The organism is Roseibium aestuarii, from assembly GCF_008477545.1.
Taxonomy (GTDB): Bacteria; Pseudomonadota; Alphaproteobacteria; order Rhizobiales; family Stappiaceae; genus Roseibium; species Roseibium aestuarii.
Window position 1 is genome coordinate 1,672,858 of record NZ_VORA01000001.1, and the last position, 20,018, is coordinate 1,692,875.

The 20,018-nt window shown below is 65.0% G+C and carries 18 protein-coding genes and 1 tRNA gene; 12 read left to right on the forward strand and 7 right to left on the reverse strand.

Features of this window, described 5'->3' with window-relative positions:
• Positions 1-203 precede the first annotated feature (203 nt).
• Positions 204-1,178: a D-2-hydroxyacid dehydrogenase family protein gene (locus FR728_RS07100; protein WP_149891877.1), complete on the forward strand. Its 975-nt coding sequence runs from the start codon at positions 204-206 to the stop codon at positions 1,176-1,178.
• Positions 1,179-1,195: 17 nt separating this feature from the next.
• Here FR728_RS07100 and FR728_RS07105 read toward each other — a convergent pair whose 3' ends face one another.
• Both FR728_RS07105 and FR728_RS07110 read right to left on the reverse strand, forming a co-directional pair.
• Positions 1,196-2,260, reverse strand: a complete 1,065-nt coding sequence (locus FR728_RS07105; protein ID WP_149891878.1) for an AbrB family transcriptional regulator — start codon at positions 2,258-2,260, stop codon at positions 1,196-1,198.
• Between the two features lie 242 nt (positions 2,261-2,502).
• A tRNA-Ser gene (locus FR728_RS07110) sits at positions 2,503-2,592 on the reverse strand.
• A gap of 684 nt (positions 2,593-3,276) precedes the next feature.
• On the opposite strand from FR728_RS07110, the gene FR728_RS07115 reads away from it, so the two are divergent.
• From FR728_RS07115 to FR728_RS07145, 7 genes are all read left to right on the forward strand, one after another.
• On the forward strand, positions 3,277-4,581 hold the full coding sequence (locus FR728_RS07115) for a septal ring lytic transglycosylase RlpA family protein (RefSeq protein ID WP_341872926.1): 1,305 nt from the start codon (positions 3,277-3,279) through the stop codon (positions 4,579-4,581).
• 184 nt (positions 4,582-4,765) lie between these two features.
• A complete protein-coding gene (locus FR728_RS07120; protein WP_208998681.1) occupies positions 4,766-6,061 on the forward strand; it encodes a D-alanyl-D-alanine carboxypeptidase family protein in 1,296 nt (431 codons plus the stop codon).
• Positions 6,062-6,166: 105 nt separating this feature from the next.
• The gene (gene tmk, locus FR728_RS07125; protein ID WP_149891880.1) at positions 6,167-6,850 is read left to right on the forward strand and encodes a dTMP kinase; all 684 of its coding nucleotides are present in this window, start codon (positions 6,167-6,169) and stop codon (positions 6,848-6,850) included.
• Positions 6,840-7,922 (forward strand): DNA polymerase III subunit delta', encoded by a 1,083-nt coding sequence (locus FR728_RS07130; protein ID WP_149891881.1) that lies wholly within the window; start codon positions 6,840-6,842, stop codon positions 7,920-7,922. The genes tmk and FR728_RS07130 overlap by 11 nt, the downstream gene beginning before the upstream one ends.
• 99 nt (positions 7,923-8,021) lie before the next feature.
• Positions 8,022-9,578: a methionine--tRNA ligase gene (metG, locus tag FR728_RS07135; protein WP_149891882.1), complete on the forward strand. Its 1,557-nt coding sequence runs from the start codon at positions 8,022-8,024 to the stop codon at positions 9,576-9,578.
• 155 nt (positions 9,579-9,733) lie between these two features.
• Entirely contained in the window at positions 9,734-10,537 is an 804-nt protein-coding gene (locus FR728_RS07140; protein ID WP_149891883.1) for a TatD family hydrolase, read from the forward strand.
• 10 nt (positions 10,538-10,547) lie between these two features.
• Positions 10,548-11,357 carry an MBL fold metallo-hydrolase gene (locus tag FR728_RS07145; protein WP_149891884.1) on the forward strand — a complete coding sequence of 270 codons (810 nt, stop codon included), beginning with the start codon at positions 10,548-10,550 and terminating at the stop codon, positions 11,355-11,357.
• 33 nt (positions 11,358-11,390) lie between these two features.
• Here FR728_RS07145 and FR728_RS19695 read toward each other — a convergent pair whose 3' ends face one another.
• A complete protein-coding gene (locus FR728_RS19695; RefSeq protein WP_149891885.1) occupies positions 11,391-12,047 on the reverse strand; it encodes a TetR/AcrR family transcriptional regulator in 657 nt (218 codons plus the stop codon).
• 365 nt (positions 12,048-12,412) lie between these two features.
• Here FR728_RS19695 and FR728_RS07155 point away from each other — a divergent pair, with 365 nt between their 5' ends.
• The 4 genes from FR728_RS07155 to FR728_RS07170 all read left to right on the forward strand — a co-directional run bounded on the left by FR728_RS07155 (position 12,413) and on the right by FR728_RS07170 (position 16,572).
• Entirely contained in the window at positions 12,413-13,555 is a 1,143-nt protein-coding gene (locus FR728_RS07155) for an HlyD family secretion protein (protein ID WP_208998682.1), read from the forward strand.
• Positions 13,556-13,612: 57 nt separating this feature from the next.
• Positions 13,613-15,184: a DHA2 family efflux MFS transporter permease subunit gene (locus tag FR728_RS07160; protein ID WP_149891886.1), complete on the forward strand. Its 1,572-nt coding sequence runs from the start codon at positions 13,613-13,615 to the stop codon at positions 15,182-15,184.
• Between the two features lie 32 nt (positions 15,185-15,216).
• Positions 15,217-15,792, forward strand: a complete 576-nt coding sequence (locus FR728_RS07165) for a regulatory protein RecX (protein WP_149891887.1) — start codon at positions 15,217-15,219, stop codon at positions 15,790-15,792.
• Positions 15,793-16,122: 330 nt separating this feature from the next.
• Entirely contained in the window at positions 16,123-16,572 is a 450-nt protein-coding gene (locus FR728_RS07170; protein WP_149891888.1) for a PACE efflux transporter, read from the forward strand.
• Between the two features lie 15 nt (positions 16,573-16,587).
• Here FR728_RS07170 and FR728_RS07175 read toward each other — a convergent pair whose 3' ends face one another.
• From FR728_RS07175 to FR728_RS07190, 4 genes are all read right to left on the reverse strand, one after another.
• The gene (locus tag FR728_RS07175) at positions 16,588-17,712 is read right to left on the reverse strand and encodes a pyridoxal-phosphate dependent enzyme (RefSeq protein WP_149891889.1); all 1,125 of its coding nucleotides are present in this window, start codon (positions 17,710-17,712) and stop codon (positions 16,588-16,590) included.
• 64 nt (positions 17,713-17,776) lie between these two features.
• Complete coding sequence (arfB, locus tag FR728_RS07180) at positions 17,777-18,247, reverse strand: alternative ribosome rescue aminoacyl-tRNA hydrolase ArfB (protein ID WP_149891890.1); 471 nt, start codon at positions 18,245-18,247, stop codon at positions 17,777-17,779.
• Entirely contained in the window at positions 18,244-19,059 is an 816-nt protein-coding gene (locus tag FR728_RS07185) for a TetR family transcriptional regulator C-terminal domain-containing protein (RefSeq protein ID WP_244304413.1), read from the reverse strand. The genes arfB and FR728_RS07185 overlap by 4 nt, the downstream gene beginning before the upstream one ends.
• 61 nt (positions 19,060-19,120) lie before the next feature.
• Positions 19,121-19,879, reverse strand: coding sequence for a TetR/AcrR family transcriptional regulator (locus FR728_RS07190; RefSeq protein ID WP_244304415.1), 759 nt, complete (start codon positions 19,877-19,879; stop codon positions 19,121-19,123).
• Between the last annotated feature and the right edge of the window lie 139 nt (positions 19,880-20,018).

Sequence of the window (20,018 nt, forward strand, 5' to 3'; positions counted from 1 at the left end):
GTGATGCTGCGGCGCCTCTGACACGGATCGCCTGCTTTCACGACAGGAAAACGAATGACCTGTTGTCCGATAGCTATGTGCGCAAGGGCAAAGGCCCGCTAGTGTTCCGGCCCACTGACGACTGTGAACGGGCTGCTTTAGCCACACGGCTGTGACCAGGGCGCAAGACCTTGCGCGCACTCAAGATCCTTGGAGGGATTCCGGTGAAGATCGCCATTCTCGACGACTATTTCGACACGCTGCGCGGGCTGCCCTGCTTTGATAAGCTGAATGGCCATGACGTGACGGTCTTCACCGATCACGTCCAGGAAACGCGCGCGCTGGCGGAAAGGCTCGCGCCCTTCGACGCGCTCGTCCTGTTTCGGGAGCGGACCCGGATCACCGGAGATCTTCTCGACCGCTTGCCGAATCTCATGCTGATCAGTCAGCGCAGCGGCTATCCGCATGTGGACGTGCCGGCCTGCACGCGAAACCGCGTGCTGCTCTGCTCCAACACCCAGTCGGACCTGCCGTCGGTCGCCGCCGCGGAACACACCTTTGCGCTGATCCTCGCCAGTGCCCGCCAGATCCCGCAGCAGATGGCGTCCCTTCGGGCCGGCACCTGGCAGATGGGCGTGGGCAAGACCCTTCGCGGCCGCGTGCTCGGGATCTATGGCTACGGGCGCATCGGCCGGGCGGTGGCGGCCTATGCCCGGGCCTTCGGCATGAAGGTTGTCTTCTGGGCGTCGGAGACCTCGCGTGAGCGTGCAAGGGCCGATGGGGAGAGCGTTGCGGAAACCCGGGAGGCTTTCTTCAGCACTACGGATGTGGTGAGCCTGCATCTGCGGCTCGTTCCGGCGACGCGAGGCATCGTGACGGCGGAGGATCTGGCCGCCATGAAGCCCGGGGCGGTTCTTGTGAATACGTCCCGGGCCGGGTTGTTCGCACCGGGGGCGTTGTTGGCGGCGCTGGAGACCGGACGGCCGGGGGGCGCCGCCATCGACGTCTTCGATCAGGAGCCCGTCACGGATCCGGCTGACCCGCTGGTCCATCACCCGAACGTCGTGGCGACGCCCCACATCGGCTTCGTCACAGAGGATGAGTTCGAGCTGCAATTCTCCGAGATCTTCGACCAGATTGTCGCATTTGCGGCGGGTGAACCGATCAACATGATCAATCCGGAGGTGCTGGGGGCCTGAGGCCTCCAGCTCTCAGGCTAGGTCGGAGGGATCCGGTCTCGCCAGAGCCTGGCAAAGACCGGAGCGCCCAGGATCACGAGAATGAGCCGGGTCAGGTGGTGGACCACCACATAGCCGAGGTCCGCTCCGGTGATGATGGCCAACACCGTCATTTCCGCCTGACCGCCGGGCGCAAAGGCAAGGAACCCCTCCAGCGGCGCGGCGAGCCCGGTCTGGACGACGATTTCGGAAAAGACCACGGCCAGCACCGCAAGCAGCAGGACGAAAAGCACGCCTGACAGCACAAAGTGGCGCAGCTCGCGAAGGGTCACGCCCACATAGCCGACGCCGATCCCCATGCCGATGAAGAATTGGGCGAAGAGAATGGCCTCCGCCGGCGGGCGGGCATGGATGAGGCCCGTGAGCGAGCAGATGGCGGCGGCAATCAACGGCCCGATGATGGTCGCACCAAAGAGCCCCAGCCTTTCGGCGATCTTCCAGCCCATAAGCGCGGCTGCCGCCATGATGGCCAGCTCCTGAAGCGGCAGGGAACTGGCCGGTGCGCCGACCGGACGGTCAAGCCCGGCGCCCATGAACTGGGTGAGGATGAACGGCGCGAGGCTGACGATAAGGAGCACCCGGGTGGCGTGGACCAGCGAGAGGGCGCGTACGTTTCCGCCTGCCTCTTCGCCGAAGACAATCATGTCCTGAAGCCCGCCGGGCATGGCGGAGTAATAGGCTGTCGCCCGGTCGAACCCGCAGACCTTCATGAAGAAGGGAACGCCCACCGCGCCGATCACCAGCAGATAAAGCGGCACAAGGGCGACGGAGAGCGCCATCTGCGGGAGTTGCGAGAGGACCAGCGGAGTGATCGACGCGCCCACCGCGACACCGAGGATCGTGCGTGCGCCCTTGGCAACGACCCCTGTGCCGCGCAACGGGAAGCCCGCAAGGGCCGCCAGGAGACTTGCAAACATGGGCCCGAACAGAAAGGGCAGGGGCAGGTTCAGCGCTTGAAAGGCGAAGGCACCGAGAAGCGAGATGAACAGGGTGACGAGGGTGCGCGCCAGGGGCGGCAGGCGGGTCTGGGAGGGACGGATCATGCGGACGCTCCAATTGCATACCTTTGTATACTAAATTAAAGAGCGATCAAGTGTCCCGTTCCCTGCGCTCCGGATAAGGGAACACGATCCGCGCGTGCGCTTGCCGAAGGAGACGCGAAACGCAGTGCTCGGGAGAGAAACGGATGATCCGTCGCGGGATCGGTCGGATCCCGGGCAAGGCTCAAGCAGGAAGGAGAAAGGGGAAATTTAGACCGTCAGGCGCGGACGGGCGACGCGATGAATGGCGGAAGAGGTGGGATTCGAACCCACGGAGGACTTGCACCCTCGGCGGTTTTCAAGACCGCTGCATTCAACCACTCTGCCACTCTTCCGGTTGCCTGCTGTTTCCGTCGGTTTGCGGCCCATGTCAAGCGCCGGGCGCGGAATGGCGCGTTTCTGCTGGGGGCAAGGGGAGGGGCGCGGGCAAGGACTCAGGCGAGGCACCCGGAGGCCCGCAAGAATCAGCGCGAGCCGCGCGAAACCTTTGCGATCTTGAGAAAAAGAGGGACCGCCGGTCCGGTGTCGTGGGCAGGGTGGCCCGGCGGTCCATCACTGAACCGGTGGGAAGGTTCAGCCCGCAGCGTCTGGGCATGTCGGCTGCGGTGACATCTGATTACCCCAGCGGCTTCCTTGGTGAATGTGACAGGGGTCACACTCTGGCGTCTTCACATGGTTAATCGGTCCACAGGCCGCGCCCCTGCGTCATTTCATCAGGCTCGACGGATCATTCAGGTTAGGTTAAGAGATTTTCATGTATGGAACAGTTCGGTTGCTCGTGCGGGGGCGCGGCATCGAACATGCGCTCCGCCGGAGAGGCGCCAGGGCCACGGCCTTCGGCAGCTCTCTGAGGGACCCGCCCGAAGATCCAAATCACTGGGCAGGGCGGGAGGCGGCAACCGGGATCCGAACCATCGGATCCGCGCAGTTCTGACCCGGCACGACGCCGGGACGTATCGGGAATTCGCGTTAGCCAGGGGCTGCCGGCGCGTAAGGAGTAGGACGGCAGGATGCAGGGGATGGACGAGAGAAACGGCCTCAGGGTCTCTCGCAAGGCGCGAGCGCGCGCCGTGACCAGCCAGATCGACGGACAGGAGACCGCTGCGCGCGATGCTGCGACCGGTGGCCTTACGTCAAGATCCCTGCGCATGGGCCTCTGCCTGTGTGTTGCAGCCGCCGTTCTGGCAGGCTGCGCCGAAACCCCCGAGATCAAGTCCAAGTTCAGCCCGAAGAAATATGGTGTGAAGGCCAGCCCGAAGGTGGTTGCCGACGGTCAGCCGGTGCCCAAGGGCGGCGGCCGCTACATGGTCGGCAAGCCCTACAAGGTGGCCGGCCGCTGGTACAAGCCCGAGCTCGACGAGAGCTACGAGGCGGAAGGCCTGTCATCCTGGTACGGACCGACCTTCCACGGCCGACAGACCGCCAATGGCGAGGTCTTTGACAAGACCGCCCTGACAGCGGCCCATCCGACCATGCCTCTTCCTTCCTATGCCCGCGTGACCAATCTGAAGAACGGCCGGTCGATGATCGTCCGCGTGAATGATCGCGGTCCGTTCCACGGCAACCGCGTCATCGACGTGTCCGAACGGGTGGCCTCGCTGCTCGGCACCAAGCAGGCCGGCGTTGCCAAGGTGAAGGTCGAATATGTCGGCCCCGCCCAGCTCGATGGCCGTGACGAATCCTATCTGCTGGCCTCCCTGAGCGGACCGGATGCGGTCCAGCCGGGTGCGACCATGCCGGGCACCATGCTGGCCAGTGTCAGCCCGTCCCAGCTGCCGCCCGCAGCCGCCTCCGGCGTCCCGGGCGACATGGCAAGCGGTCCCGCTCTCTATTCTCCTGCGACCGGCTTTGCCAGTGGCTCCCCCGTGCCTCTGTCCCGGCCCTATGGCAGCCTGATTGCCGTTGCCTCTGCCCAGACCCCGGGCCAGACCCCGGCAACTGTGGCCGCGACCCAGGTGGCGCTGGCTTTCGATCCGGCCCTAGCCTACGAGGCCTCGATCCAGTCGGTGCAGCTGGCCTCGACCAATCCCTTCGTGGCCGTCTCTGGTCCGGAGGCCGCAGCCCCTGTCGCAGCAGCTCCGTCGGCGACCAACGCCTTTGTGGCGCCGGCAAGCGCTTCGACCAGCTCCAGTCTTCAGTCTGGCGGACAGGCAACCGGCGTTCTTGGCACCATGGTGCTGCCCACGGCGTCTCCGCGCCTGAGCTCGGGAAGCGCCATCTCCAGCTTTGCCGCGACGGGTCGCATTTCCGCAGCCTATCAGGCGCTGGCGGAAGTCTCCGGCAATTCCATCTCCCTGCACGACCTGGCCGCCCGCCAGAACTGAGCCTCGGCTGACGAGCAGGGCACACCGTGCTGCCGAGCGGGCGATCTGGTCTCGCTCGCGGGTGGGGAAACCTGCTTCCGTCTTGCGGATCCCCTCTGCTGCCGGGCACAGTGAGGCTTCCCGGAATCACGCCGAGCGGAGGGCGCCCTTCTTGAGACATTCCCCTCGAATGAGGTCCTGGCTGTTGCTCCGGCGCGTTCGTGAGCCCAAGGCTCTGGCTGCGCTTTTTGCTTTCCTCTTTGCCGGCCTGAGTGCCGTCGCCGCAACCACCTCGTCGGCCCTTGCGCTCGACAGCCGGTCTCCCATCGGGCTGCTCTTCGTACATGATCCCGAGCTCGCGCCGCGGGTCGCGGAGGGCGAGGCACGGTCAGATTTCCTGGCCGGAGGGACCCTGCTCTTCACCAAGGCGGCGGACCAGCCCTTTGCGCCCGGTTCGATTGCGAAGATCATGACCGCGATGGTGGTTCTGGACGGCTTGAGCAAGGGCGAGATCCGCGACAGCCAGATCTGTCCGGTGAGCGAACATGCCTGGCGCACGGGTGGAGCGCCCTCGCGCCGCACGACCATGTTTGCGGCGGTGAACTCTCAGATTGCGCTCTCCGATCTGATGACCGGGTTGCTCGTGCACAACGCCAATGATGCCGCCATCGCGCTGGCGGAATGCCTCTCCGGTTCGGAAGCAGAGTTCGCCATCCGCATGAACCACCTTGCGCGCAAGCTGGGCCTGACCGACAGTCATTTCGTCAATCCGACCGGCTACGGGCCGGAGGACAGCGCCGCGGATCGCGCCAGTGACAGCGCCGGTGACGATCCGGCGGCTGGTCCGGCGGTCTGGAGCCACACGACAGCGCGTGACCTGACCCGGCTGGCCATTGCCTTCTATACCCTTCATCCGCGCGAATATGCGCTGCTTTCGGCCGAGAGCTTCACCTGGAACGGCATCTTCCAGCGCAACAAGAACCCGCTCGTCGGGGACGTGCGCGGTCTGGACGGATTGGCCGCGGGGCAGAGTGCTGCGGATGGTTTTGCGGCGCTCGCCTCGGTGCAGCGGGAAGGCCTGCGTTATTTCATCGTGACCGCAGGATCGCCCAACGCCGACCAGCGCAGTCTGGCCCTGAAGGGGCTTCTCGACGATGCGGCGGCGGTCTTTGCGTCCGAGCGGCTTTTCGACGTCGGAGAACCGATCGCGGACGCGCGCGTCCATGGGGGCACGCGTTCAACGGTGCCTCTCGTGGCGGCGCGGCCCGTGGAGGTGTTGCTGCCGCGCGAGGGCAAGCTGGACTATCGCATCCGCGTTGTTTATTCCGGTCCGCTCAGGGCACCGGTCGCCGAAGGGGCGCCGGTGGGCGAGGTCCTCGTCATGAACGATCAGGGGGTTGTTCACCGCCAGCCCTTGAAGACCGCGCAGGCGGTTGGCCGAGGCTCCATGACCGACAGGGCACTGAGCACGCTGCGCGAAGTTCTCTTCGGCTGGTATTGAGCGCCCCCGCAAGCGACAGGCGGGGTCTGCGGATGTGTATCGAGAAACCGGGCCCGGGATGGCCCGCAGCGCCGGCAGGGCGCGAAACGAGGCGAGGCGGAAGACGTGGACGGTCGGTTCATCACCTTTGAAGGCGGGGAGGGCGCAGGCAAGTCGACCCAGATCCGCCGCCTGAGCCAAAAGCTGCAAGATCACGGGCGTGAAGTGGTGCTGACCCGCGAGCCCGGCGGCTCGCCCGGTGCGGAGACCATCCGCGAGATGCTGCTGTCGGGCGGTGCCCGCCATCTGGGGCCGCGCGGCGAGGCGATGCTCTTTGCCGCCGCCCGTGCCGACCATGTGGATGCCACCATCGCCCCCGCGCTGAGTGCCGGAAAATGGGTCCTGTGCGACCGCTTCGCCGATTCGACGCGGGTCTATCAGGGCGAGGCCGGGGTCGACAGCGCCTATCTGGATCTGCTGGAGACTGCAGCCGTCGCAGGTCTGCGGCCGGATCTGACCGTGCTCATCGATGTGCCGGCAGCCATCGGCCTGGAACGGGTTTCCCGCCGGTCGGCGGCTGGGGCGGAGGCTCCGGACCGGTTCGAGACCGACACGCTGGAAACCCACGAGCGCCGCCGCGCCCTGTTCCTCGATCTGGCCCGGCGCGAGCCGGAGCGCTTCGTCGTGATCGACGGGGCGAAGGAGGCCGATGAGGTCGCCGATGCGATCTGGCTCGCGGTGCTGTCGCTGTTCTCGGATCAGCTCGTGCAGGACCCGCAGCCCGTGAAGGAGCCGCGCGATGGCGCGTAAGCCGCTCGAGATCGAGGATATCCCGGAGGTCGATGCGCTGGAGGGCCTGCCCCTGCCGCGCGAGCAGCAGCATCTGCATGGCCACGCGGAGACCGAACAGGCCCTGCTTGCGGCCTATCGCTCGCCGCGCCTTCATCACGCCTGGATCCTCGGCGGACCGAAGGGCATCGGCAAGGCGACGCTTGCCTTCCGCTTTGCCCGGTTCATCATGACCCATCCGGACCGGTTTGCGCCGGATGTAGCTGCGGCAACCTCACTCGCGGTGCCGCCCGGTCATGTGGTGTCGCGTCAGATTGCCGGCGGTGCCCATCCCAACATCCTGCATCTGCGCCGCCCCTGGGACACGAAGAACAAGCGGTTCAAGACCGATCTGCCGGTGGACGAGATCCGCCGCACCGTATCTTTCTTTGGCACCACGGCCTCCGACCGGGCCTGGCGCCTGTGCATCGTCGATTCCGCCGACGAGATGAACGCCTCCTCGGCCAATGCGCTGCTGAAGATCCTGGAAGAGCCGCCGGAGCGCTGCCTGTTCCTGGTGCTGTCCCATGCGCCGGGCCGCCTGCTGCCGACCATCCGCTCTCGCTGCCGCCGTCTGGACATGGCGCCGCTGAAGGACGAGGATATTCTGGCGGGCTTGCAGGATCTGGTGCCCGAGGACCTGCCTGCAGATCCGGCCGCGCGCCAGACCCTCATCGGCTTTGCGGACGGGAGCCTGCGCTCCGCGCTCGGGCTGCTCAGCGGCGACGGGCTGGCGATCAATTCGGGCTTCGTCCAGCTGGCCGACGGGGCCGCATCGCTGGATGTGGCGCGGCTGCATGCGCTCGCCGAAATGATCGCTGCGCGCGGCCAGGAGGACAACTGGAACAACTTCCTGCATGTGGCCCGGCAATGGATCCATGCGCGCATGCGCGCGGAGCGGGGACAGCCCCCTGCGCGGCTTGCCAGCTGGGCGGACTTGTGGGAAAAGACCAACCGCGCCGCGGCCGATGCCGAGGCCCTCAATCTCGATCGAAAGCAGGTGGTTCTCGACGTGTTCCGGAACCTGTCCAGGCTGATGCGGGCCACCGCCTGACGCCAGGGAAAAGCCTGAGCGAGCCCGTCTGCGGGCGGTCCGTTCGCTCCGTCTCCCGCCCGTCTTTCACCCACCTGATTTCTCACGTCCCGGGGCGTCATGACCGACCGTAACAGCTACTACATCACGACCGCAATTTCCTATCCGAACGGGGCGCCGCACATCGGTCACGCCTATGAGGCGATCGCCACCGACGTGATGGCCCGCTTCCAGCGTCTCGACGGCAAGGACGTCTATTTCCTGACCGGCACCGACGTGCATGGCCAGAAAATGCTGCAGACGGCCCAGAAGGAAGGGATCACCGCGCGGGAACTGGCGGACCGGAATTCCGACCGGTTCGAGGCCATGGTCAAGGCGCTCGGCTGCACCAACAACGACTTCATCCGCACCAGCCAGGACCGCCACTACAAGGCGAGCCAGGAAATCTGGAAGCGCATGGCCGACAATGGCGACATCTACAAGGACAGCTATTCCGGCTGGTACTCGGTCCGCGACGAGGCCTACTACCAGGAAGACGAGACGGAAGTCCGCGAGGACGGCGTCCGCTACGGTCCGCAGGGCACGCCGGTGGAGTGGGTGGAAGAAGAAAGCTACTTCTTCAAGCTTTCCGAATATGGCGACCGGCTGATGAAGCTCTATGAGGAGCACCCCGATTTCATCGGTCCTAACGAGCGCCGCAACGAGGTCATGTCCTTCGTCAAGGGCGGCCTGAAGGACCTGTCCATCTCGCGCACCACCTTCGACTGGGGCGTGCCGGTGCCCGGCGACGAGAAGCACGTGATGTATGTGTGGGTCGACGCCCTGACCAACTACATCACCGGCGTGGGCTTCCCCGACGAGGAAGCCGAGCTGTGGCGCCACTGGCCGGCCGATGCGCACATCATCGGCAAGGACATCATCCGCTTCCACGCGGTCTACTGGCCGGCCTTCCTGATGTCTGCGGGCCTGCCGCTGCCCAAGCGCGTCTTTGCCCACGGCTTCCTGTTCAACAAGGGCGAGAAGATGTCCAAGTCCCTGGGCAACGTGATCGACCCCTTCGGCCTGATCGAGACCTATGGCCTGGACCAGACCCGTTATTTCTTCCTGCGCGAAGTGCCCTTCGGCAAGGACGGCAACTACAGCCACGAGGCCATCGTCAACCGGATCAACGCCGATCTGGCAAATGACCTGGGCAATCTGGCGAGCCGGTCCCTGTCGATGATCGCCAAGAACTGCGAGGGCGTCGCGCCGACCCCGGGCGCGTTCTCGGCCGAAGACCAGGCGATGCTCGACCAGACCGACGCGCTGATCGAGATCTGCCGCCCGGCCATGTCCCGGCAGGAGATCCATGTGGCGCTCAATGCCATCTGGGCCGTGGTCGGTGAAGCCAATCGCTACTTCGCCTTACAGGAACCCTGGGCCCTGAAGAAGACCGATCCGGAACGCATGGGCACGGTGCTCTATGTCACCGCCGAGATCATCCGTCAGGTTGCGATCCTGGTTCAGTGCGTCACGCCGACGGCGGCCGAGAAGCTGCTGAACAACCTGTCCCAGGCTGCAGAGGATCGGGTCTTTGACAAGCTCGGCGCCGCGCACCGTCTGGCTCCGGGCACCGTGATCCCGAAGCCGGAGCCGGCCTTCCCGCGCTATGTCGAACCGGAAGAGGCTGGCGCGTAAGCCGCCGCCTCAGGCTGGCGCTCGCGCCCTGCCGACCCATATAGGCAGGAGAGGGGACCCATCCTCTCCTGCAATCCATGTCTTCCGCCGTCAGTGCCGCCCTCCTTCGGGCGCAAAAGGTTCTGGCGGCCTAAAATCCGGATCCCGCACGTCCCATGATCGTCGACAGCCACTGCCATCTCGATTTTCCCGATTTTGACGGCGAGCGCGAGGCGCTGATCGATCGCGCCCGTGCGGCGGGCGTGGAGCTGATGGTGACGATCTGCACCCGCATCCGCAAGTTCGACCAGATCCGCGCCCTCGCGGAACAGTTCGACAATGTCTACTGTTCGGTCGGCACCCATCCCAACAATGCGGACGAAGAGCGCGGCATCCCGAAGGACGAGATCCTGAAGCTGACGGAGCACCCGAAGGTGGTTGCGATCGGCGAGGCGGGACTCGATTACTTTTACGATTACGCCAGCCCGGAAGCCCAGGCCGAAGGCCTGCGCACCCATATCGCCGTGGCGCGCGAGACAGGTCTGCCGCTTGTCATTCATTCCCGCGATGCGGATGCGGACATGGCGGCGATCCTGGAAGAGGAGATGGAGAAGGGGGCCTTTCCGGCGATCCTTCACTGCTTCTCCTCAGGCCGGGATCTCGCGCTGAAGGGCGTGGAGCTGGGGCTCTATGTGTCCTTCTCCGGCATCCTGACCTTCAAGCGCTCCGAAGAGATCCGGGCGATCGCCGCCGAGATCCCGGCGGACCGCCTGCTGGTGGAAACCGACGCCCCTTATCTGGCGCCCCAGCCACGGCGCGGCAAGCGCAACGAGCCGGCCTATACGGCGATGACGGCGCAGGTTCTTGGGGAGACGCGGGGGGTGTCCTTCGACGAGATCTCGCGCCAGACCACCGAGAATTTCTTCCGCCTGTTTCGCAAGGTGCCGGTGGCACCGGGTTTCGAACACGTGCGGAGCTGAGGGAGAGCCCATGAGCGACAGGTTGCGGATCAGGATCCTGGGATGCGGGTCGTCGGGCGGTGTTCCGCGCATCGGCAATGACTGGGGCGCCTGCGATCCGCTCAACCCGCGCAACCGTCGCCTGCGCTGCTCCCTTCTGGTGGAGCGGGTCTCCGCACAAGGGGTGACGCGGGTGCTGATCGACACGGGGCCGGACCTGCGCGAGCAGATGCTGACCGCCGATGTGCCGGCGCTCGATGCGGTGCTCTACACCCATTCCCACGCCGATCACCTGCACGGGATCGACGATCTGCGCCAGTTCGCCATGCTGCAGCGCCAGCGCATGCCGGTCTACATGGACGACCGCACCTATCGCGGGTCGCTCCGGGCCTTCAGCTACTGTTTCGAGACCCCGGCGGGCTCCTCCTATCCGCCGATCCTAGATCGGCACAGGCTGGAGGCGGGCGAAACCACGATCATCGACGGGCGCGGCGGGCCCATCGACTTCCTGCCCATCGAGGTGGAGCACGGCGAAATTCCGGCCCTTGGCTTCCGCATTCGCGACATTGCCTATCTGCCGGATGTTTCCGGGATCCCGGCAGCCGCGGCTCCCGCCTTCGCCGATCTTCAGCTCTGGATCCTCGATTGCCTGCGCCCCACGCCGCACCCGAGCCACTTCCACCTGGAACAGGCTCTCGGCTGGATCGAACGCATGTCGCCGCGCGAGGCGGTTCTGACCAACCTGCACAATTCGCTCGATCACGACGATCTGGATGCGATGACCCCGGCCCATGTGCGCCCGGCCCATGACATGATGCTTCTGGAATTTCCGATCGACTGACCGGAGCCGGGCGGCTCACAGGCTTGGGAAGGGTCAGCCCTTCACGCCATAGGCGGCGAGGAAGACCTTGACGGCCGCGTCCACATTTCGGTGGATCTCCGCTTCGGTGAAGCTGTGCTGGGGCATGAAGAGCGCCTGACGGATCATCCAGGAGCCGCAGAGGTCGGCGAACTGGCTGGCGGCGATGCCGGCATCCTCGCATTGCAATTCGCCGCGGCGGATGCGCGCCTCGATGAGGGCGGTCAGCTGACGCCGCCCCGCCTTGGGCCCCGCCTCGAAGAGCAGCGCTCCGAATTCCGGAAACTTCTCGGTTGCGCCAAGCACCATGCGCAGGGTCGAGAGTTTCTCCGGGCGCAGGAACTTGCGCAGATAGAGCAGGCCGATTTCCCGCAGCAGGGTTTCCACCGGCTGGTCTTCGAGCCCTTCCGCGGTGGCCGTATCGGCCTGATGGATCCGTTCCTCCAGAATCAGCGCCTTGAACAAGTCTTCCTTGTTCTGGAAATAGACATAGAGGGTGCCCTTCGACACCCCGGCCGCCCGCGCGATCTGGTCCATCGAGGCCCCATCGAACCCCTTGGCGCGAAAGACGTCCCGAGCACCGGACAGGATCTGGCGACGCTTGGGCGTGTCCTTGTCCGGCGCGTCCGCGTCGTTCGGGGCAGGGGTCTGCGTGTCGCTGTCGAGGGCCATGATGGCGAATTCCCGTGATGTGGCGGCGGTCAGGGACCGTCGGTGACAATGCGGGAGGCCGCGTCTGTCGGCAACCCCATGCATCGTGAAGCGTTCTTGTGTCGGCGGCGCTCGGCAGCCTTGATGGGGCTGACGCGGCGCGACCGGAGCGGGGCCGGCTCACTTGCGCGTTGCGAAATCACTTGCCCTCTCCGGTTTACTCGCCTATATATGTCATTGACCGAACCGTTCAGTCAATTTCTTTTCCCGATGACGGTTCCCGACACATTCCCGGACCCAAAGCGTCCCGATCCCTCGGAGAAGGGGATACACGCCTCTCAAGAGAGGCTGTCGCGCGTGGTCCCGACGTTGAAAGCAATCGATCCGTGGCAGAAGAAACCGCAAATCCGTCCGACGCCAGCACTGGCGCCGCGCCCGTCGCTCCGAAGAAGAAAAAGGGCAAGGGCCGCATCGTACTCGCCGTGATCCTGCTCGCCGGCGTGAGTGCCGGTGCCTATGAGGGCCACGCCTGGTGGACCCACGGCCGCTTCATGGAAACGACCGATGACGCCTATGTGAGCGCCGACATCACCACCGTTCTTTCCAAGGTCTCCGGCTATGTGGCCGAGGTCTCGGGCGCGGACAACCGCATGGTCAAGGCTGGCGACGTTCTGATCCGCATCGACGACGGCGATTACAAGCTGGCGGTCCAGCAGGCTCGCAACAGCCTCTCCTCCGCCGAGGCGACCGTGGAGCGGATCGGCGATCAGATCTCTGCCGCCGAAGTCTCGGTGACCCAGGCCGAGGCCGCCCTGCGCGCCGCCGAATCTGCCCATGAAGAGGCGCGCCTCACCTTCGACCGGCAGACCCGTCTGACCAGTTCCAACGTGACCAGCCAGGCGACCCTCGACACGGCCCGCACCGGCCTGCAGAGCGCCAAGGCCAACGAGGACCAGGCCCGCGCCGCCGTGTCCCTGGCCAAGGCCAATGTGGACGTGCTGCGTGGCCAGCAGAAGGAAGCGACCCAGGCTGTTGCGACCGCCCGCACGGCGCTGGAAAAGGCCGAGCGGGATCTGGAGTTCACCGTGGTGCGCGCGCCCGTCGACGGCATCGTCGGCAACCGGGCGGCCCAGATCGGTTCCTTCCTCCAGGCCGGCAGCCGCGTGGCCGCCATCGTGCCGATCCAGGACGCCCATATCGACGCCAATTTCAAGGAAACCCAGCTCGACGAGATCCGTCAGGGTGCCGAGGTGGACATCGCCATCGACGCCTATCCGGATGCGAAGCTGCATGGGCGGGTGGAGAGCATTTCGCCGGCCACCGGCTCGGTCTTCTCGCTGCTGCCGTCAGAGAATGCGACCGGAAACTTCACCAAGGTCGTCCAGCGCGTCCCCGTGAAGATCACCGTCGACCCGGCCGATGTGGAGCGCTACCCGCTGCGCGCCGGCATGTCGGTCATCGTCGAAGTGGACAAGCGCACCGGTGAGACTCGCGAAGGTGACGGCGCCGAGGTGGCCCTGCGCAATTGAGCGCAAGTCCGCCCCTGACGCGAACCATGCGCCAAGAGACCCAGAAGAAGACAGATCATGTCCGCACCCACAGCCCCAGCCGCTCCCGCCAGCACCGCGATTGACGGGCGCAAGCTCTTCACCTTCCTCTGCATGGTCTTCGGCATGTTCATGGCGATCCTGGACATCCAGATCGTCTCGGCGTCCCTGCCGGAGATCCAGGCGGGCCTCGGGGCCTCGCAGGACGATATCGCCTGGGTGCAGACGGCCTATCTGATCGCCGAAGTGATCATGATCCCGCTGTCGGGCTATCTCTCGCGGATGCTGTCGACCCGCTGGATGTTTGCCTTCTCGGCCGCCGGGTTCACCCTCATGAGCCTGATGTGCGCGACGGCCACGACGATCGAGGAAATGATCGTCTGGCGCGCGCTGCAGGGCTTCATCGGCGGCGGCATGATCCCGACGGTCTTTGCCTCGGCGTATCTGATCTTTCCCCGCGAGAAATTCTCCATCGTTTCACCGCTGATCGGCCTGGTTGCCACGCTCGCGCCCACCATCGGGCCGACGCTCGGAGGATATCTCACCGAGCTTGCCTCCTGGCACTGGCTTTTCCTGATCAACGTGGTGCCTGGCATCTTCGTGACGATTGCCGCCGTGACGCTGATCGACTTCGACGAGCCGGACCTCTCTCTCTTCGACAAGTTCGACTGGACCGGCTTTGCCGCCATGGCGGTGTTCCTGGGAAGCCTCGAATTCGTGCTGGAGGAGGGGGCTGGCGAAGACTGGTTCCAGAGCGAGGAAATCCTGCTCTTCACGCTCTGCTGCGTGTCGGCCGGGGTGCTGTTCTTCTGGCGCGCCTTCACGGCGGAAGAGCCTGTGGTGGACCTCAGGGCCTTCTCCAACAAGAACTTCGCCATGGGCAGCCTCTTCAGCTTCACCATGGGCATCGGGCTCTATGGCCTGACCTATCTCTATCCGGTCTATCTGAGTGCCGTGCGCGACTATTCCTCCCTGCAGATCGGGGAGACCATGTTCGTCACCGGCGTGGCCATGTTCCTGACGGCACCGATCGCCGGTCGCCTGATGCAGGTAATGGATCCGCGCCTGATGATGGGCCTCGGCTTTTCCGGTTTCGCCCTGGGCACCTGGATGGTCACGGACCTGACCCATGACTGGGATTTCTGGGAGCTGTTCGTGCCGCAGATCCTGCGCGGCGTGTCGCTGATGATCTGCATGGTGCCGATCAACAACATCGCGCTTGGCATGCTGCCGCCACAGATGATCAAGAACGCCTCGGGCCTGTTCAACCTGACCCGAAATCTGGGCGGGGCCGTGGGCCTGGCGATCATCGGGACGCTACTGACCAAGCGCGAGGACTTCCATTACGCCCGCCTGAGCGAGAGCCTGAACTGGGCCCGGCAAACCGTCAATGAAACCAAGACGTTGATGGATCACACCTTTTCCTCGCTGGGGGATGCGGCGGATATTGCCAGCCTGAAGGCCCTGTCCGGCATGGTGACGCGGGAATCCTTCGTCATGGCCTTTGCCGACATCTTCCTGCTGCTGACCGGGCTTTTCCTTCTTCTGCTGCTGGCGCTGTTCCTTGTCGAAAAGCCGAAAATGGGGGCTGGCGGCGGCGGCGGTCACTAGAAATGGCCGTCGTCAGTGCCTAGCCTTGCGCCATGGATGAAACCGCCCGCAAGACCACCAGACCGAGACGTGTTCCGCGTCTGCCGACCGAAGACCGCCTGACCCGGCAGGCGCTGCATTATCTCGACCGCTATGCCTCGTCTGCGGCCAATCTGCGGCGGGTGCTGGAGCGCAAGGTGCTCAAGGCCTGTCAGGCCCATGACAAGGATCCGGCGGACTATGCCGCGCTCCTCGATGCGGTGATCGCCAAATGCGAGCGCTCGGGCGTCGTCAACGACATGGCCTATGCGGAGGCCAAGCTTGCCAGCGCCAGGCGCAAGGGTGAATCCCGCTCGCGACTGTCTGCAAGGCTCGCCTCCAAGGGCGTGGACCGCACGCTGATCGATCAGGTGCTGGAGGCCGATGACACGCCGGAACAGGAAACCGCGCGGATCTTTGCCCGGCGCCGCAGGCTCGGACCTTATCGCAAGAGCGGTGATCGTTCGGCATCGCGAGACCGGGATCTTGCGGCCATGTGCCGGGCGGGTTTCGGCTTCGGCGTAGCGAAGGACATTATCGATGGTGATGGCGACGATGATGCGGAGCACGACACCAGCTTCCAGAGCTAGGAGGCGTCGGGGCAGTCATTGTCGCTCCATCTGAGCGAGAGAACTCCACGCCACAGGGCGAGCCGCGCTTTCAGAACCGCAGCCTTCCTGCAGCCAGCATTCAATCAGATATGTTCCATAATCTACATTATGCGATATACGTGTATGCAAGTGCCGCTGTGGCGTTGGTCCCACCTGTCGTCGCTCGATCTGTTCGATTGCGGCTTTCCGATGTGCGGTCGACCGGTATTGAAGCGCTGCGTGGAAACTGGCATAGGACAGCCCTGTGAGGACGACCTCCCCAATCCGGATTGCTCTTGCCGGGACGACCCGGCGCTGTTGAGGCTCCTCATGCGCTCACCGTTAGACCGGCTGCGTCACACGCTCAGTTTCGAGATCGTGGCCCTCGTCATCATCATTCCCCTCGGCAGCGCCGTCTTTCATTTGCCGAGCGGTGATGTCGGCGTCGTTGGAATCGTGAGCGCGACCCTCGCGACGCTCTGGAACTACGCCTACAATGTCGCCTTTGACGTTGCGCTCCAGAGGCTTTGCGGCACGACGCTCAAGTCGCTCGGGCTGCGCGTGCTGCATGCGCTTCTCTTCGAGCTCGGACTGCTCGTCGTCCTGATCCCGTTCATTGCCTGGTATCTGGCGGTGCCGCTCTTCGAGGCCTTCCTGATGGATGCGGCTTTGACTGTTTTCTATGTGGTCTACGGGTTTTCCTTCAATTGGGCCTATGATCGGCTGTTTCCTCTGGCCGAATGGGACTTGCCGCCAAACGAGTCGAAGACTCCAAATTAAATAACTGAATTTATTTTATATTCCCTCTCGCCCCTTGCCGGTCAGCAGGGCGACGAGCGGCTGATCGGTCGGGACCTTGCCTTCTGCCGCCAGATCCCGCAGGGCGATGACCGAGACCACCGCGCTGCGCTCCAGATCGAGTCCTTCGGAGAGGAAGCGCAGGCGCATGGCTTCGGCCACCTCGCCGCTGACCGAGGTCGCCAGTCCCTGGGTCGCCCTCACGGCCCGGATCGACTGGAAGGTCGTGGTGCCACCGCCGATGGCCGGAAGCAGTGCCGCATCGCCCTCGATTTCTGCGCTGACTGGCCACACGCCGGAAAGGATCTGCGCCGTGCGCGGAAAGGGATCCACGGCAACAAGACGCGGCAGCGTGCCCCCCTCGCCTGCGATCTCCGCCAGACCATAGGCAATGCCCGCCAGAACATCACCCCGGCAATGGGGCACCGCAATGGCTGCGGGCAGCCGGCCTTCGAGCTGGTCGCGGATCTCATGGGCAATGGCCTTGTAGCCCTCGATGCCGAAGGGGCTGGAGCCCACGGCCGGAAGCGCGAAATTGGTAGCCGCATAGACGCCCGGATCTTCAACCCTCTGCTCCATCCAGTGCCAGCGCTCGATGCCTGTCTCGAAGACGAGACAGCGGGCGCCGAGCTCTTCGAGCTCCTGACGGTAGCTGTCGATGATGGCGGCGCTGATAGCAATTTCGCAGGCGAGACCCGCAGCACGGGCATAGGCGGCAAGCGACACCCCGGCATTGCCCGAGGACGCGGCGATCACCGTGTGATAGCCGGCGGCCTTGGCCCGGGCCACGCTCTGGGCGCTGCAGCGATCCTTGTGGGAACCTGTCGGGTTTTGAAACTCGCATTTCAGCCGGATGTCGAGCCCCCCGGCGATGGAGGGCGGACAGGCGATCAGCGCCGTGTTGCCCGGGGTCAGCGTCCCGAAGTCACAAGAATAGGGCACAGCCGCCTCGGAAGCGGTGCCATGCCGCCCTTCCCCGTATCGGGCGCGCAGGTTCGCCGGGGAGCCGCTTTCCCAGCAGGAGGGGCAGCCGCGGAACCAGTCGCCCACCGGATGGAGCGTGTCGCAGCGCAGACAGGAGAACCCCGCAAGATCCGGCGAGAGAACGGGTTCGATGGGCATGACGTCAGGCCTTTTCAGGAGGGCAGACAGGACAGGGAGCAATCGAACAGGACAAGGGAGAGGCTCAGTCGAAGCCGCCGCTGCGCATCTTCTTCACCTCGCCGCGCTTCTTTTTCGCATCGAGCCGCCGTTTCTTGGAGCCAAGGGTCGGCTTGGTGGCCTTGCGGGTCTTCGGCACCACGAGCGCCTGACGCAGGATCTCCAGCAGCCGCTCCAGCGCATCTTCACGGTTCCGTTCCCGGGTGCGGAACCGGTCGGCCTGGATCAGGATCTCTCCGGCCTGGGTCAGACGGGAGCCGGCGATGCGTGCTGCCCGTTCCTTCACCGGATCCGATAGGGTGGTGGCGCCGGCAAGATCGAACCAGAGCTGAACGGCGGTGGAGACCTTGTTGACGTTCTGTCCGCCCGGCCCCGAGGCGCGGATGAACTCCTCGCGCAGGGTCTTTTCCAGAATGATCGTGCGGCCGGACACAGGAATGACGCCTTTGGCCGGCGCCGCCGGGACGGTCTTTGCGGGAGGGGTCTCGCCGGTCATCGGGGCACCTCGCTCTCGGCTTCCCGGTCTGCGATGCCTTCCCCGGCCACTTCCCCTTCCCCGACCCCTTCAGCCGGGACGGTTAGGCCGAGCGAGCTCAGCACCAGATGGAGGACCGAAGTCTCCGCTGCCGCGCGGAACGCCGGATCGCTCAGGTCCTTTCCGGTCACGGCGAGGATCTGCACCTGAAAGTCCGCGTAGTGCTGGGTGATGGCCCAGATGGAGAGGATCAGGTGGACCGGATCGACCGAAGTAATGCGCCCGGTCTCCACCCAGTGGCGGATCACCCGGGCCTTGTCCTCGACGAGCGTCTTCAGGTCGGTTTCCAGAACCCGGCGGATCCGGGGCGCTCCACTCATAACCTCATTGGCAAAAAGACGAGATGCATCAGGAGCTTCCTGAGACATCTTCATCTTTTGACTGATATAGGCGGCAAGCTCCCTCGCCGGATCTCCCTCCGGGTCGAGGCGGCGCAAGGGGCCGAGCCAGACCTCGAGGATATGGGCGAGCGAGGCCTCGTAGAGGTCCGATTTGGAGGAAAAGTAATAGAGGAGATTCGATTTCGACATGCCGGCGGCGGCCGCCAGCCGGTCCAGCGTTGTGCCGGAATAGCCATGGCGGGAGAATTCGGCGAGTGCTGCCTCGAGCAGGCGGGCGCGGTTGCGCTCCTGGATGCGGCTGAGGCTGTCGCCGTCTGCCCCCATGCCGGGGCCGCCGCTTCCCGTTGAGGCTGGGAGCGACGCCACCGGAACGCCCTTGAGGCTGGCCTTCGGGCGGCCGCGGCGGCGCGGCGCCTTTGCGCGTGTGGTCATTCTGGGCCCTGGTCGGAGCGGGCGGCCTTCGGGGACGGCCCGGTTGAGTCGGAGGTCTTGCCTAATCTGCGCCGGTCCGGGGATCGGGATCAATCCCGACCCCGCGAAGAACAATGGAGACGACTGTCTCGCGCACCGCCTCGAACTGTTCATCGCTCAAGGGCTCGCCGCCGTTCAGCGTGTGGATCTGGTGGTTGAAGTCGGCATAATGCTGGGTTGTGGCCCAGATCATGTAGAGCAGCGTGCGCGGATCCACCGGTTTCATCAGCCCGCGGGCGATCCAGCCCTCGATCAGGCGCATGCGGCCGTTGGTCCACTCCTCCAGGGTGGTTTCCAGATAGTCCTGGATGACGGGGGCCCCGTGCAGGATCTCGTTGGCCCAGACCTTGGACCCGTTCGGATGCAGGCGGGAAATGTCCATCTTCGCCCGGATATACCGGCCAAGGGCCTCTTCCGGCCGGTCGCAGCCGTCAAAGGCGTCCGCCGCCTCTAGCCAGATCTGGAAGATGCGCTCCACCACCTGGCGGTAGAGCGCGATCTTGGTGGCGAAATAATAGTGCAGATTGGCCTTGGGCAGCCCCGCAAGCTCGGCGATGCGGCCCATGGTGGCGCCCTTGAAGCCGTATTCGGCAAAGACCTGCTCGGCCGCATTGAGGATGCGTTCTTCCACGGCCTGCCGGGCCAGGGCGCGGGTCCCCGTCACCCCGTCATCCGCATCGGGCGGAAGAACGGCACCTGCCGGCTGCGCGCCTTCCGAAAGCGGATCGGCGTCCCGGTCGTCCTGGCCGGGGATCGGCGGATTTGCATGGTCAGACGTCACGGCCAACTCGCTTGGTCAGAAATTCATCATGCCGATTGAATTATCATCTTGACCGTCTGGTCAAGCGTTTCTAACCTCGACTTGACCGTTTGGTCAGGTTTTGACCGCCGTGGCTCCAGCAATTCCTGGACTGGCCCGG